Source organism: Rhodoferax sp. AJA081-3, assembly GCF_017798165.1.
Classification (GTDB): domain Bacteria; phylum Pseudomonadota; class Gammaproteobacteria; order Burkholderiales; family Burkholderiaceae_C; genus Allorhodoferax.
In genome coordinates this window covers 3,534,285-3,547,035 of the sequence record NZ_CP059068.1, presented here as the reverse complement: position 1 = coordinate 3,547,035, position 12,751 = coordinate 3,534,285, and the positions used below count along the sequence as shown (strand labels likewise).

General features: G+C 61.9%; 11 protein-coding genes. All 11 read left to right on the top strand.

Annotation, left to right across the window (positions count from 1 at the left end):
• The first annotated feature begins 27 nt into the window (after positions 1 to 27).
• Positions 28 to 525, top strand: a complete 498-nt coding sequence (locus tag HZ993_RS16580) for an NUDIX hydrolase (RefSeq protein WP_209393843.1) — start codon at positions 28 to 30, stop codon at positions 523 to 525.
• Between the two features lie 63 nt (positions 526 to 588).
• The gene (locus HZ993_RS16575) at positions 589 to 2,031 is read left to right on the top strand and encodes an aminotransferase class III-fold pyridoxal phosphate-dependent enzyme (RefSeq protein WP_209393842.1); all 1,443 of its coding nucleotides are present in this window, start codon (positions 589 to 591) and stop codon (positions 2,029 to 2,031) included.
• On the top strand, positions 2,021 to 3,256 hold the full coding sequence (bioF, locus tag HZ993_RS16570) for an 8-amino-7-oxononanoate synthase (RefSeq protein WP_209393841.1): 1,236 nt from the start codon (positions 2,021 to 2,023) through the stop codon (positions 3,254 to 3,256). Before HZ993_RS16575 ends, bioF begins: the two co-directional genes overlap by 11 nt.
• Complete coding sequence (gene bioD, locus HZ993_RS16565) at positions 3,253 to 3,960, top strand: dethiobiotin synthase (RefSeq protein ID WP_209393840.1); 708 nt, start codon at positions 3,253 to 3,255, stop codon at positions 3,958 to 3,960. Before bioF ends, bioD begins: the two co-directional genes overlap by 4 nt.
• Positions 3,961 to 4,015: 55 nt before the next feature.
• The gene (locus tag HZ993_RS24895) at positions 4,016 to 4,366 is read left to right on the top strand and encodes a collagen-like protein (protein ID WP_209393839.1); all 351 of its coding nucleotides are present in this window, start codon (positions 4,016 to 4,018) and stop codon (positions 4,364 to 4,366) included.
• Positions 4,367 to 4,473: 107 nt separating this feature from the next.
• On the top strand, positions 4,474 to 5,619 hold the full coding sequence (gene mnmA / locus HZ993_RS16555) for a tRNA 2-thiouridine(34) synthase MnmA (protein WP_209393838.1): 1,146 nt from the start codon (positions 4,474 to 4,476) through the stop codon (positions 5,617 to 5,619).
• Positions 5,620 to 5,733: 114 nt separating this feature from the next.
• Positions 5,734 to 6,057 carry a hypothetical protein gene (locus tag HZ993_RS16550; protein ID WP_245213664.1) on the top strand — a complete coding sequence of 108 codons (324 nt, stop codon included), beginning with the start codon at positions 5,734 to 5,736 and terminating at the stop codon, positions 6,055 to 6,057.
• 51 nt (positions 6,058 to 6,108) lie between these two features.
• Positions 6,109 to 8,295 carry a type I secretion system permease/ATPase gene (locus tag HZ993_RS16545; protein ID WP_209393837.1) on the top strand — a complete coding sequence of 729 codons (2,187 nt, stop codon included), beginning with the start codon at positions 6,109 to 6,111 and terminating at the stop codon, positions 8,293 to 8,295.
• A complete protein-coding gene (locus HZ993_RS16540; protein ID WP_371816938.1) occupies positions 8,295 to 9,746 on the top strand; it encodes an HlyD family type I secretion periplasmic adaptor subunit in 1,452 nt (483 codons plus the stop codon). The genes HZ993_RS16545 and HZ993_RS16540 overlap by 1 nt, the downstream gene beginning before the upstream one ends.
• Entirely contained in the window at positions 9,743 to 10,381 is a 639-nt protein-coding gene (locus HZ993_RS16535) for a response regulator transcription factor (protein ID WP_209393836.1), read from the top strand. Before HZ993_RS16540 ends, HZ993_RS16535 begins: the two co-directional genes overlap by 4 nt.
• 101 nt (positions 10,382 to 10,482) lie before the next feature.
• Positions 10,483 to 12,699 (top strand): retention module-containing protein, encoded by a 2,217-nt coding sequence (locus tag HZ993_RS16530; protein ID WP_209393835.1) that lies wholly within the window; start codon positions 10,483 to 10,485, stop codon positions 12,697 to 12,699.
• The last annotated feature ends 52 nt before the right edge of the window (positions 12,700 to 12,751 follow it).

The following is a 12,751-nucleotide window of genomic DNA, read 5'->3' as shown; positions in this document are numbered from 1 at the left end:
CCTTTGATTTCCCTTCGATAATCGGGTATGGACACACGCTGGAAACCCAATGTTACTGTCGCCGCCGTGATAGAGCGGGACGGCCTTTTTTTACTGGTGGAAGAAGAAACCACCGACGGACTGCGCCTGAACAACCCCGCGGGCCACCTGGATTGCGGCGAAACACCTGAGCAGGCCTGCATACGCGAAACATTAGAGGAAACGGCCTACTCTTTTACCCCGGACGCCCTGGTAGGCCTGTACCTGTCACGCCAGACCACGCCCGGTGGTGACGACACCACCTATTTGCGCTTTGCGTTCTGCGGCACGTTGGGCGATTGCGACCCCCACCGCAGCCTGGACACCGGCATCGTGCGCACCCTGTGGATGACGGCCGACGACATACGCGCCAGCCGCGCACGCCACCGCAGCCCGTTGCTGGTGCAGTGTATGGAGGATTACCTGCGCGGCACCCGATACCCGCTGGCGCTGGTGCAGGCCGATGCCAGTGTGACGGCAGGCACCAATCCGCTATTAAATAGATAGCTATAACTATAACAAACACGGGGGCTGGAGCACTTTTTTGCTTGAAGCCTCTCGACTCCAACCATGACCAACATCGCCCACAATACAGACCCCAGCCACGCGGGCCTACCCCACCCACACGACTTGCAGCGCCGCAGCCTGGCCGCCGTCTGGCACCCCTGCACACAAATGGCCCGCGCCGCAGTGGTGCCACCGTTGCCCATTGCACGGGGCGATGGCCCCTGGCTGATCGACTACGAAGGCCGCCGCTACTTCGACGCCAACAGCTCCTGGTGGGTCAATCTGTTTGGCCACTCCGACGACGGCATCAAAAGCGCCATCCATCAGCAACTGGACACCCTGGCCCATGTGATGCTGGCCGGCTGCACCCACGCACCGGCGGTGGAGCTGGCCGAGAAACTGTCGGCCCTGACCGGTGGCGCACTGGGCCACACCTTTTTTGCCAGCGACGGCGCCAGCGCAGTCGAGATTGCGCTGAAGATGAGTTTCCATTCCTGGCGCAACCGGGGCCAGGAGGCCAAACGCGAGTTTGTGTGCCTGCGCCATGGTTACCACGGCGAAACAATTGGCGCACTGGCGGTGACCGACGTGGCCGTGTTCCGCGATGCCTACGCCCCCCTGCTGATGCAGGCCCATGTGGTGGCATCACCCGACAGCCGCCAGGGCCCCGACAGCGAGGCCCTGGCGCTGGCCGATTTGCGCAAGCTGCTGGAGGCGCGCCAGGGCCACATTGCGGCGCTGATCATCGAACCGTTGGTGCAGTGCGCCGCCGGCATGGTCATGCATGCGCCGTCGTACCTGCACGCCGTGCGTGCACTGTGCGACACGTTTGGGGTGCACCTGATCGCCGACGAAATTGCCGTGGGTTGTGGTCGCACCGGAACCTTTTTTGCGTTTGAGCAGGCGCTCGCCAGTGCCGGGCCGCCCCAAGCGGGCGAGACCCCCTCGGGGGGAGGTGCGCATACCCGCGCACCAGGGGGCACACATCCCTTTGGCTGGCCGGACTTCATCACGCTGTCCAAGGGCATCAGTGGTGGCATGTTGCCGCTGTCCCTGGTGTTGACCACCGAGGCGGTGTACCAGTGTTTCTGGAGCGACGATGTGGCGCGTGGCTTTTTGCACTCGCACTCCTACACCGGCAATGCACTGGCCTGCGCCGCTGCCAATGCGGTGCTGGACCGCTTTGCCAGCGGCAACGTGCTGGAACACAACCGCCAGCAGTCCGCGTGGCTGCAGCAAGCCTTTGCGCCACTGCAGGCTGACACACGGGTGCAGCACCTGCGCCAGCGCGGCATGATCCTGGCCTTCGACGTGCGACCCGAACTGGCGGGCCAGCGTTTTGCCGAGCGCTTCCACTTGGCGGCACGCCAGCACGAACTGCTGATACGCCCCATAGGCAACACGGTGTACCTGATGCCGCCGTATCTGGTGGACGAGCCCACGGCCCAGTTCCTGGCCCAGGCCGTCACCCAAACCCTGAACGACGTGTTGCACCATGCTGCTTGACCACCTGAACCACAAGCTGCAGGCGATTGCAGCCCAAGACCTGACCCGCGTACTGCGCGTCGCTGAAAGCACCACCGCCCCCACCCAGTCGGTACGCGGCGCCAATGGCCAGACGCGCACGATGCGCATGTTTTGCAGCAATGACTACCTGGGCCTGGCCGCCCACCCACAATTGGCGCAGGCCTTTGCGGAAGGCGTGCAGCTTTATGGCGCGGGCTCGGGCGCATCGCACCTGATCAGCGGCCACGGACTCGCCCACGAACAGCTGGAGCAGGCATTGGCCGCCTGGATGGCGCCACAGATTCCGCAGGCCCAGGCCCTGTTTTTTTGTACCGGCTACATGGCCAATCTGGCGGTGCTCAGCGCCCTGGGCGATGCCGATGCCGAGATTTTTTCGGACGCACTCAACCACGCCTCCATCATCGACGGTGCCCGCCTGGCCAAGGCGGCCGTGCAACGTTATGCCCACTGCGATGTCGCGGCGCTGGAAGCACTGTTGCGTGCCAGCGCGGCCAAGGTCAAGCTGATCGTCACCGATGCGGTGTTCAGCATGGACGGCGACGTAGCGCCGTTGGACCAATTGCTGGCCCTTGCCGAGGCCCACGACGCCTGGTTGATCGTGGATGACGCCCATGGTTTTGGGGTGCTCGGGCCCCAGGGCCGGGGCACTCCAGCCCACTTTTGCCTGTGCAGTGAACGCCTGATTGTGGTGGGCACGCTGGGCAAGGCGGCCGGTGTGGCCGGAGCCTTTGTGGCGGCACATCCCACCATCACCCAATACCTGCTGCAGGCCGCACGCACCTACATCTTCACCACCGCCGCACCGCCGGCCGTGGCCCACGCCCTGTTAACCAGCCTGCAACTGATGGCGTCTGGCGAAGGTGATCGCCGCCGCGCCAAGCTCCAAGACCTGCAGGCGCAGTTGCGCAACGGCATCAACCAGCTGCTGGCGGAGCACCCCGGCCTGGGTTGGCACCTGGTGCCGTCCGACACGCCGGTACAGGCCTTGGTGATTGGCGAAAACGCCGCCACCATGCAGCTGGCCGCCCACCTGGACGCCGCCGGTTTGCGTGTACCCGGCATACGCCCCCCTACCGTGCCCAAAGGCACGGCACGCCTGCGCATCACCCTGTGCGCCACCCACACCGAAGCCGACATCCAGCTGCTGCTGGACGCCTTGCGGCATGCCGTGGCCGATCTGCCAGGCACGGGAGCGCCCGCATGAAGGGCTTTTTTGTCACCGGTACCGACACCGACATCGGCAAAACCTGTGTCAGTGCAGGCCTGGTCCATCTGCTGGGCCAAGCCGGCTACCGGACGGCGGCTGTCAAACCACTGGCCGCTGGGCAGGATTGGGTCGATGGCCATTGGGTCAATGAAGATGTGCAGCGGCTGCGCCTGGCCAGCAATATGGATCTGCGGGATGCCGAGGTCGGCCCGTTGCAACTGCGCGCCGCCTGCGCACCCCACATTGCAGCCCAGCTCGAAGGCATCCAGATCTCCCGCGATGCCGTGTTGTCGGCTGTCCGGGCCGTGGCGGCACGTGCCGATGTCACCGTGGTGGAAGGTGTGGGGGGCTTTCGGGTGCCGCTGACCACGGGTTGGGACACGGCGGATCTGGCCGTAGACCTGCAGCTGCCTGTGATTCTGGTGGTGGGCATGCGCCTGGGATGTATCAGCCACGCCTTGTTGACCGCCGAGGCGGTGCGCGCACGGGGCTTGCATCTGGTGGCCTGGGTGGCCAACGTGGTGGATGCCGACATGCCCTACCTGGCCGACAACCTGGCGGCCTTGGCCCATGCGGCAGACGGTCTGCAAGCGCCCTGCTGGGGCCATGTGCCACGGCTCGCAGACCCGGGGCATGTTGCCGTAGCCCCCTATCTGGAAAGAGATTGGGTGTTGGGTGGGCTGGCGCACGGAGGGATGTAGCGCAACGCGGTACCGTGCGGTGGACATCAACCCCTCATCCATTCAAGGACACCCCATGAAAATCACACTGCTACTCGCCACCCTGTTGACCGCCTTTGGCCTGGCTGCCTGTAATCCCGCCAGCGCACCGGCACCCGTGGTGATCAGCACCCCAGGTCCCGCAGGCGCGCCTGGCGCAACCGGTGCCACCGGCGCTACCGGCACCAATGTGGCCGTACCCGGCCCCGCCGGAGCCACGGGCGCCACAGGTGCCACCGGCAGTGACGGCGGCACGGGCGCTACCGGCTCGACGGGATCTACCGGCGCAACCGGCGCTACAGGCTACGACGGCGCCAAGGGTGACACCGGCCGCACTGGCAAAACCGGTGACACCATCGTGGTGGTTCCTGTGCCCGCGCAGAAGTAACACCAAGTTGCTACAATTTATGTAGCATAAGAGGTATATATTACGGGGGCTATGGCCGTATTTCCCTTAGAACGCCTGGGGAAGGCCATGCCCCGTAAAATCACACCATGAGCAGCAAGCAACGCGTGGTGGTAGGTCTGAGTGGTGGTGTGGATTCAGCGGTCACCGCCCACCTGCTCAAAAAGCAGGGCCATGAGGTCATTGGCATCTTCATGAAAAATTGGGAAGATGACGACCGTGCGCCCGATGCTGGCACCGACGACCCGGGCTATTGCACCTCCAATATAGATTTTGTCGATGCCGCTGCGGTTGCAGACGTTCTGGGCATCGAGATCGAACACGTCAACTTTGCGGCCGAATACAAAGACCGCGTATTTGCCGAGTTTTTGCGCGAATACCAGGCCGGGCGCACGCCCAACCCGGACATCCTGTGCAATGCCGAGATCAAGTTCAAATCGTTCCTAGACCATGCCATGCGCCTGGGCGCCGAGAAGATCGCCACGGGGCATTACGCCCGTGTCCGGCAGAACCCGCAAACGGGGCTGCATGAACTGCTCAAAGGCCTGGACCCCTCCAAAGATCAAAGCTACTTTCTACACCGCCTGAACCAGGCCCAGCTGTCCAAAACTCTGTTCCCGGTGGGGGAGCTGCACAAGACACAGGTACGCCAGATCGCCGAAGAGATTGGCCTGCCCAATGCGAAGAAGAAAGACTCCACCGGCATTTGTTTCATTGGTGAACGCCCGTTCCGCGAATTTTTGAACCGCTACATCGCCAAGGAGCCCGGCCCCATGCGTGATGCTCGGGGTCGCCTGATCGGCGAACACCAGGGCCTGAGCTTTTACACCCTGGGCCAGCGCCAGGGCCTGGGCATCGGCGGCATCAAGGCCAAGGGTGCACAAAAGGGCGGCGGCGAACACGAACCGTGGTTTGTCGCCCGCAAGGACATGGCCACCAACACCCTGTGGGTGGTGCAGGGGCATGACCACCCCTGGCTGCAGTCCCATACCCTGCAAGCCCAGGATGTGAGCTGGACTGCTGGCTTTGCCCCCGTGCAGACCGATATCGCCGCCAAAACCCGCTACCGGCAAAGTGACGCGCCTTGCCACGTGGAAGACGCAGGCCTTCAGGGTTTTGCATTGCGGTTTGCTCAGGCACAGTGGGCGGTGACGCCCGGCCAGTCGGCCGTGTTGTACGACGGGGATGTCTGCCTGGGTGGCGGCGTGATTGCATCGGCCCAGGCCAACGCCTAAGGGCAAATGCCAGCACGGGGTTCGCACAAACTGCAGGAACCCGGTGCTAATATCCATGGCACAGGCGTATGCCACGTTGGGCTTAGCACGCTTCCTGTTCCGAGCAAAAACCCTATGTTCCATGTACTCAGAAATTCCGATGGCACGGTTCAATCGGTATCCCGGCAGCAACAGCCTGGCAGTGAACCCATGGAAGAGAACGCGCCGGAGATTGTGCAGTTCTTTAAGGCGTCGGCGACTGAGCCCGCCTTTGACGCGGTGGATGCCGGTTTTGTGCGGGTGCTGGAAGACTTGATCGATACGCTGATCCTGAAAAACGTGATCCACCAGACCGACCTGCCGCCCGCAGCGCAGAAAAAGCTGATGGTGCGCAAGGGTCTGCGCAACCGCATCCACGGTGCCCTGAACCTGCTGGGCAGCGACGACCGCCTGCTGTAACGCCAACCCACGCCGCACGTACAACCCCACCATCGCCAACACCACCCACCTATGTCAGACCCCTTGCCAAGCAGCAGTGAGACTGCGAGCAACCCGAGTGCCAGACGGATAGGTGAGCACAGCCTGCGCTTTGACCCGCTGCTGGACAGCGTCATCGCCATTGCCAAGATTTACGGCATCACCACCACACTGGAAGCCCTGTCGGCAGGGCTACCGCTGGAGGGCAACCGCATCACGCCCGACCTGTTGCCACGTGCGGCGGGCCGCGCCGGCCTAACCGCCAAGCTGGCACGCCGCACGCTGGACGCGCTGCGCCCCGGGCTGCTGCCCGTGGTGCTGTTGCTAAAGGAAAACCAGGCCTGCGTGTTGCTGGAGTGGATGCCGGACGGAAACGCCCGGGTCCGCTTCCCGGAGAACGGGGAGTCGGCCGACATCCTGACCCGCGAGGAGCTGGAACACCTGTACGCCGGCATCGTCTGCTTTCTGCGGCCGGTCTACAAGTTCGATCCGCGCACGCCGGGCAGTGGTGAGCTCAAGTCCCAACACTGGTTCTGGAGCGTGGTCATGCAGAACTGGCGGCTGTACCGCGACAGCCTGCTGGCAGCATTGCTGATCAATATTTTTGCGCTGGTCATGCCCCTGTTTTCCATGACGGTGTATGACCGCGTGGTGCCCAACCGTGCCGAGGAGACCCTGTGGGTGTTGTCCATCGGCGTTTTCCTGATGATGCTGTTTGACACCCTGCTGCGGGTGTTGCGCTCTTACATACTGGATACGGCGGGTAAACGCATCGACGTCACACTGTCGGCCCGCATCATGGAGCGTGTGCTGGGGTTGGGCATGGCGGACCGTCCGGCGTCGGTGGGTTCGTTTGCTGCCAACCTGCGGGCGTTTGAGTCGGTGCGGGAGTTTGTCGCATCGGCCACGATCACGACCCTGGTGGACATTCCCTTTGTGTTGGTGTTTTTTGTGGTGATTGCGTGGATTTCACCCTGGCTGGTGTTGCCTCCGCTGTTTTGTATTGTGGTGCTGATCGTGGCCTCGATGGTGGTGCAGCAAAAAATGCAGGAGCTGGTTGAGGTGACCCAACGGGCCACGTCGCAGCGCAATGCCACCCTGGTGGAGAGCCTGGTCGGCATTGAGACCGTGAAGTTCATGGTGGCCGAAAGCGCCTTTCAGCGCAAATGGGAGCAGACCACGGTGTTTCTGGCGCAGACGGGCACCAAGCTGAAGCTGCTGTCCTCCACCATCATGAGCATGGTGCAGTTTCTGCAGCAATTCGTCACCGTGGTGGTGGTCATTGTGGGTGTGTACCTGCTGGTCGACAACCAGTTGAGCATGGGTGGCATCATCGCCGCCTCCATGCTGGCGGGCCGGGCCATGGCGCCGTTTGGGCAGGTGGCAGGCTTGCTGATGCAGTACCACAATGCCAAGAGTGGTCTGGCATCGGTCGAGCAGCACATGAAAACCCAGCCCGAGCGTGCCGATGCTTCGGTCTTCTTGCACAGAAACGGGTTCCAGGGCTCCATTGAGTTCAAAAACGTCAGCTTCTCCTACCCGGGCCAGCAACAAGCGGTGTTGCGCAACGTGTCGTTCAAGATACAGGCGGGGGAAAAGATTGCCTTTATCGGCCGGGTAGGTTCGGGCAAGTCCACCATCCAGCGCCTGGTGCTGGGGCTGTACCAGCCGACCGAGGGCGCTATCCTGATTGACGGTATTGACCTACGGCAAATTGACCCCGCTGAGCTGCGCCGTGCGGCAGGTTTTGTATCGCAGGACGTCAGCCTGTTTTTTGGCACACTGAAGGAAAACATCGCGCTGGGCGCACCGTTTGCCGATGACCAGGATGTGATCGCCGCGGCCGAAGTGGCGGGTGTCACCGAATTTGCCAACCGCCATCCGCGGGGTTTTGACATGTTGATTGGTGAGCGGGGGGAGTCCCTCTCGGGCGGTCAACGGCAGGCAGTGGGTATTGCCCGCGCCGTGCTGAACGACTCACCTATCCTGCTGCTGGACGAACCCAGCAGCGCCATGGACCACCAGAGCGAAGACCTGCTCAAGGCCAGGCTGCAGCGTTTCACCCGGGGCAAAACCGTGATCCTGGTCACCCACCGCACATCGCTGCTGGAACTGGTGGACCGGCTTATTGTTTTGGACAACGGAAAAATCATGGCCGATGGTCCCAAAGCCCAGGTCGTGGAAGCGCTGCAAAGCGGCAGAGTAGGCAGGGCCGCCTGATGACAACCGACACAGAAACCCCCGTCCCTGCATCAGCAGCGGCTCCCGCACCGGCCAAGCCTAAGTGGGCCGTGGCTTGGGATCGCTTTTACCAGGCCTGTTCGCGTGGGCTTGACTGGTTGATGCAGGCCCTGGCCGGCAAACACAATGAACTGGACACCGAGTTCGACGCCAACGCCGATTGGGCCATTGCGGAGCAGACCCCGAGGGGCGCACGCGTGCTGGTGTGGATCAGTGTCATTGCGGTATTTATATTGTTGTTGTGGGCCAACTTTGCGGTGCTAGATGAGGTGACGCGGGGCGAAGGCAAGGTCATTCCTTCGCGGCAGGTGCAAATCCTGCAGAGCCTGGACGGCGGCATTGTGTCGGAGATCCTGGTCAAGGAGGGCCAGACCGTCAAGATTGGTGATCTGATGCTGAAGGTGGACCCGACACGCATGGTGTCCTCCCTGCGGGAAAACCGTTCCCAGTACCTGTCTTTGCTGGCAAAGGCCACCCGCTTGAAGGCACTGGCCGAAGGATCGCGCTTCTTGCCACCAGACGAAGTGGTATCCGAGGCACCTGAAATCGTGGAGCAGGAGCGCGCCCTGTACGAGTCGCGGCGGGCGGAGCTGGATGCCACCATCGGTGTGTCGCGCCAACAGGCTTCGCAGCGGTCACAAGAACTGATTTCTGTACGTGCCAAGCGGGAGCAGGCCAGCCAGAGTTACAACCTGACGGCGCGTGAGCTGGAGATGACACGGCCGCTGGCTAAGTCGGGGGCCATCTCGGACGTGGAGCTGTTGCGGCTGGAGCGCGACGTCGCCCGTTACCGTGGTGAGCGGGACAGCGCCAATTCCGACATACCCCGGCTGGAGTCGGCAGTGGCCGAAGCCAACCGCAAGATCCAGGAGGTGGAACTCACCTTCCGCAATATTGCACGCTCCGAACTCAGCGAAACCAATGCCAAGCTCAACGCCTTGTTGGAAGGCAGCTCGGCGCTGGAAGACCGGGTCAAACAAACGGAGATCCGTTCACCGGTCAACGGCACGATCAAACAGCTGAAGGTCAATACCGTCGGCGGCGTGGTGCAGCCGGGCAAGGATCTGGTGGAAGTTGTGCCGTCGGATGACGCGCTGCTGCTCGAAGCGAGGGTCCTGCCACGGGACATTGCTTTCTTGCACCCCGGTCAAAAGGCCTTGGTCAAATTCACAGCCTATGACTTTGCGACGTATGGTGGACTGGACGCAACCCTGGAGCACATCAGCGCCGACACCGTGGTCGATGAAAAAGGCAATGCCTTTTTTCTGGTGCGGGTGCGCACCCTGTCGACCAGCATTGGAAGTCAAAAATTCCCTATCATCCCGGGTATGGTGGCCGAGGTGGACATCCTGACTGGCAAGAAGTCAGTGCTTGCTTATTTGATGAAGCCCATACTTAGAGCCAAAGCAAAGGCCATGACGGAACGATGAAGCGATACCCGGCGACCATTCTGGTAACACAAGACAAGGGCTTGCTCACGCATTGGCAAAAGGCGTTTGGAACCACCAAACAAACCGTGGTCTCCAACATGGAAGACTTTTTGCGGCTCCGGCCGGTCAGTGCTTCCATCGCCTGGATCGATCTGTCGCGCGCCAACCATCCCGCATGGACAGCCCCCGTGTGGCAGGACACTCTGAAGAGCGAGCACTTACGTATAGTCGCCGCCAGCTCCAACCCGAACGACGACGAGGCCATGCAGGCGCTGGATGCCGGTTGCGCGGCCTATTGCCACGCCTATTCCGACGCCGCAACGCTGAAACAAGTCAGGGAAGTGGTCGACACGGGGCATGTGTGGATCGGCAAATCCCTGATGCAGCGCCTGCTCCACGGTGTTAACCGTATGGTCCCGCCGCCATCCGTCCCAGACAGCAGCTGGCGCGAGGCATTGACGCAGCGGGAGATAGAAGTGGCCGTTCTGGCTGCCAATGGCGCCTCCAACCAGGCCATCGCCGCCCAATGCGGCATTTCAGAAAGAACTGTCAAAGCCCACTTGAGCGCGGTTTTTACCAAGCTCAACATCACCGATCGCCTGCAACTGGCGCTTCGGGTGCACGGTATTCACTGACCCGGGCCGGCAGGCCTACCTGTACCCAAGGACAATAGACCGGGGGCCTGGGCTTATTTAGAGTACAGCAATCTAGTGTTGTTGTATTCGAAGGATTCCCCATGGCTACCAATCAAGTTTCTGCTCAGGCGCGTGGCATTGTTGTTATTTTGGAAGGCAAGGCCTGGTTGGTCGACGCCAACGGTAACCGCAGAGCCTTGAAGGTGGGGGATGAGGTGCAGGAAGGCCAGCAGGTCGTTACCGAGGACGGCACACGTCTGGAACTGGCTTTACCCAATGGCCAGCCATTGATTGTTGCGGCCGGACGCGAACTGCTGATCGATGCCAATTTGTTGGGCACGGCCCCTACCGACAAGTCGGAAGCATCGCTTGTCGATTTGAACAGCGGCTCGGCGGAGGTTGCGCGCATCATCGCCTCGGGCGGAGATCTCTCCACCCAATTGGAATCCACCGCCGCGGGGCTGGGTGGTGGCGATGGCAGTGACTCGCACAGTTTTGTGCGCCTGATGCGGATTCAGGAAAGTGTTGCACCTCTGTCCATTAGCCGGGAAGGTGAGCCAGCCGATGGGCAACCGGATACAAGCGTAGCTGGCGCCCAATCCCAAAATAATCCGGTTCCGACACCCGAAGAGGATGTTCCCTTAGCGCCAACACCGGTTCCCACGCCTACGCCCCCAATCTCTGCAGCACCCGATCCTGTACCGGTCCCCACTCCGGTGCCGACTCCCACGCCAACACCACCTTCAGTCACCCCTGTCAATAGTGTGCCCGTGGCTGTGAACGATGGCGCCTCCATTGCTGAAGATGCAGCACCCAATACCGTTACGGGATCGGTCTTGACCAACGATACCGTGGGTACCGACGCCAATGCCGCACCGGTAACCGCTGCCAATGTAACGTTGACCTATGGTTCGCTCGTATTGAATAGCGATGGCACCTACACCTACGCGCTGAATAACAGCCTGCCAGCGGTTAACGCGCTCAAGAATGGCCAGACACTTGCTGACAGCTATACCTATACCCTGACCGACGGCAACGGTGATGCAACGACGGCAACGTTGACCATCACTATCAATGGCCGCACCGATGGTGTGCCCACCATCACGCCCAATGACGGCAATGGCGCAGCCACCGGCCAGGCAACAGTCAATGAAATCGGCCTGCTCACCGTAGGCAATACCAGCGAGACCACTACCGGCTCCATCACGGTGACCGCGCCCGATGGGTTGGCCAGCGTCGTTGTTGGCGGCACCACCGTCACCACTGCCCAGTTGGCAGCCCTGGGCACCACACCCGTGGTGATCAACACCGGCGAAGGTACCCTGACCCTGACAGGTTATGTCGCCGGCACCGGCGCGTTGTCCTACAGCTACACCCTTAATGCCGCCCAGAACCAGCCTGGCGCAACACAGAGCGTCGACACCATTGCCCTGACGGTCAATGACCTGGGTGGAGGCACCAGCTCGGGCAATTTGGTCGTGCAGATCATTGACCACACACCTACCGCCGTTTCTGACAGCGTCGCCATTTCGGAAGATGCGGCACCCAATACGGTCAGCGGCACAGTCTTGACGAACGACACCGTGGGCGCTGATGCCAACGCCACGCCGGTATCGCCCACAGCCGGGACTATCAGCCTGACCTACGGCACGTTGAATCTGCAGTCCAATGGAAGCTACACCTACACCCTCAACAACGCCAATGCTTCAGTGAATGCATTGAAAGATGGCCAGTCACTTGTCGACAGTTACACCTACACCCTCACCGACGGTGATGGGGACACGACCACCGCTGTACTCACCATCACAATCAACGGACACACAGACGGTCTTCCAAGCATCGTTCCTGTAGATGGAAACGGCGGCGCGACGGGTCAGGCTACGGTGAATGAAGCGGGACTGGTCACGGGCACTTTGCATGACGGATCCCACAGCACGACAGGCACTGTCACCGTAAGTGCCCCAGACGGTCTGGCCAGCATCGTGGTCGGTGGCACCACCGTTACGGCTGCCCAGTTGGCAGGCCTGGGCGGCACGCCGGTTGTGATCAACACCGGCGAAGGCACTCTGACACTGAGCGGCTTCAATGCCGGCACCGGTGCGCTGTCCTACAGCTACACCTTGAACGCCGCCCAGAACCAGCCTGGCGCCACCGAGAGCAGCGACACCATCGCGCTGACGGTCAATGACCTGGCCGGTGGCTCCAACACCGGCAACTCACCTGGTCGTGCAGATCGTGGACAGCACCGGTTGCCGTGGCCGACTCCGCCTCCATCACCGAGGATGCAGCACCCAACACCGTCAGCGGCTCCGTGCTGACCGGCACAGGCGCCGACACCGTGGGCGCTGATGCCAATGCCACCCCGTCACC

Coding starts and splice junctions, on each gene's coding strand:
- HZ993_RS16580 (WP_209393843.1), top strand. CDS start 28: ATGGACACACGCTGGAAACCCAATGTTACTGTCGCCGCCGTGATAGAG.
- HZ993_RS16575 (WP_209393842.1), top strand. CDS start 589: ATGACCAACATCGCCCACAATACAGACCCCAGCCACGCGGGCCTACCC.
- bioF (WP_209393841.1), top strand. CDS start 2,021: ATGCTGCTTGACCACCTGAACCACAAGCTGCAGGCGATTGCAGCCCAA.
- bioD (WP_209393840.1), top strand. CDS start 3,253: ATGAAGGGCTTTTTTGTCACCGGTACCGACACCGACATCGGCAAAACC.
- HZ993_RS24895 (WP_209393839.1), top strand. CDS start 4,016: ATGAAAATCACACTGCTACTCGCCACCCTGTTGACCGCCTTTGGCCTG.
- mnmA (WP_209393838.1), top strand. CDS start 4,474: ATGAGCAGCAAGCAACGCGTGGTGGTAGGTCTGAGTGGTGGTGTGGAT.
- HZ993_RS16550 (WP_245213664.1), top strand. CDS start 5,734: ATGTTCCATGTACTCAGAAATTCCGATGGCACGGTTCAATCGGTATCC.
- HZ993_RS16545 (WP_209393837.1), top strand. CDS start 6,109: ATGTCAGACCCCTTGCCAAGCAGCAGTGAGACTGCGAGCAACCCGAGT.
- HZ993_RS16540 (WP_371816938.1), top strand. CDS start 8,295: ATGACAACCGACACAGAAACCCCCGTCCCTGCATCAGCAGCGGCTCCC.
- HZ993_RS16535 (WP_209393836.1), top strand. CDS start 9,743: ATGAAGCGATACCCGGCGACCATTCTGGTAACACAAGACAAGGGCTTG.
- HZ993_RS16530 (WP_209393835.1), top strand. CDS start 10,483: ATGGCTACCAATCAAGTTTCTGCTCAGGCGCGTGGCATTGTTGTTATT.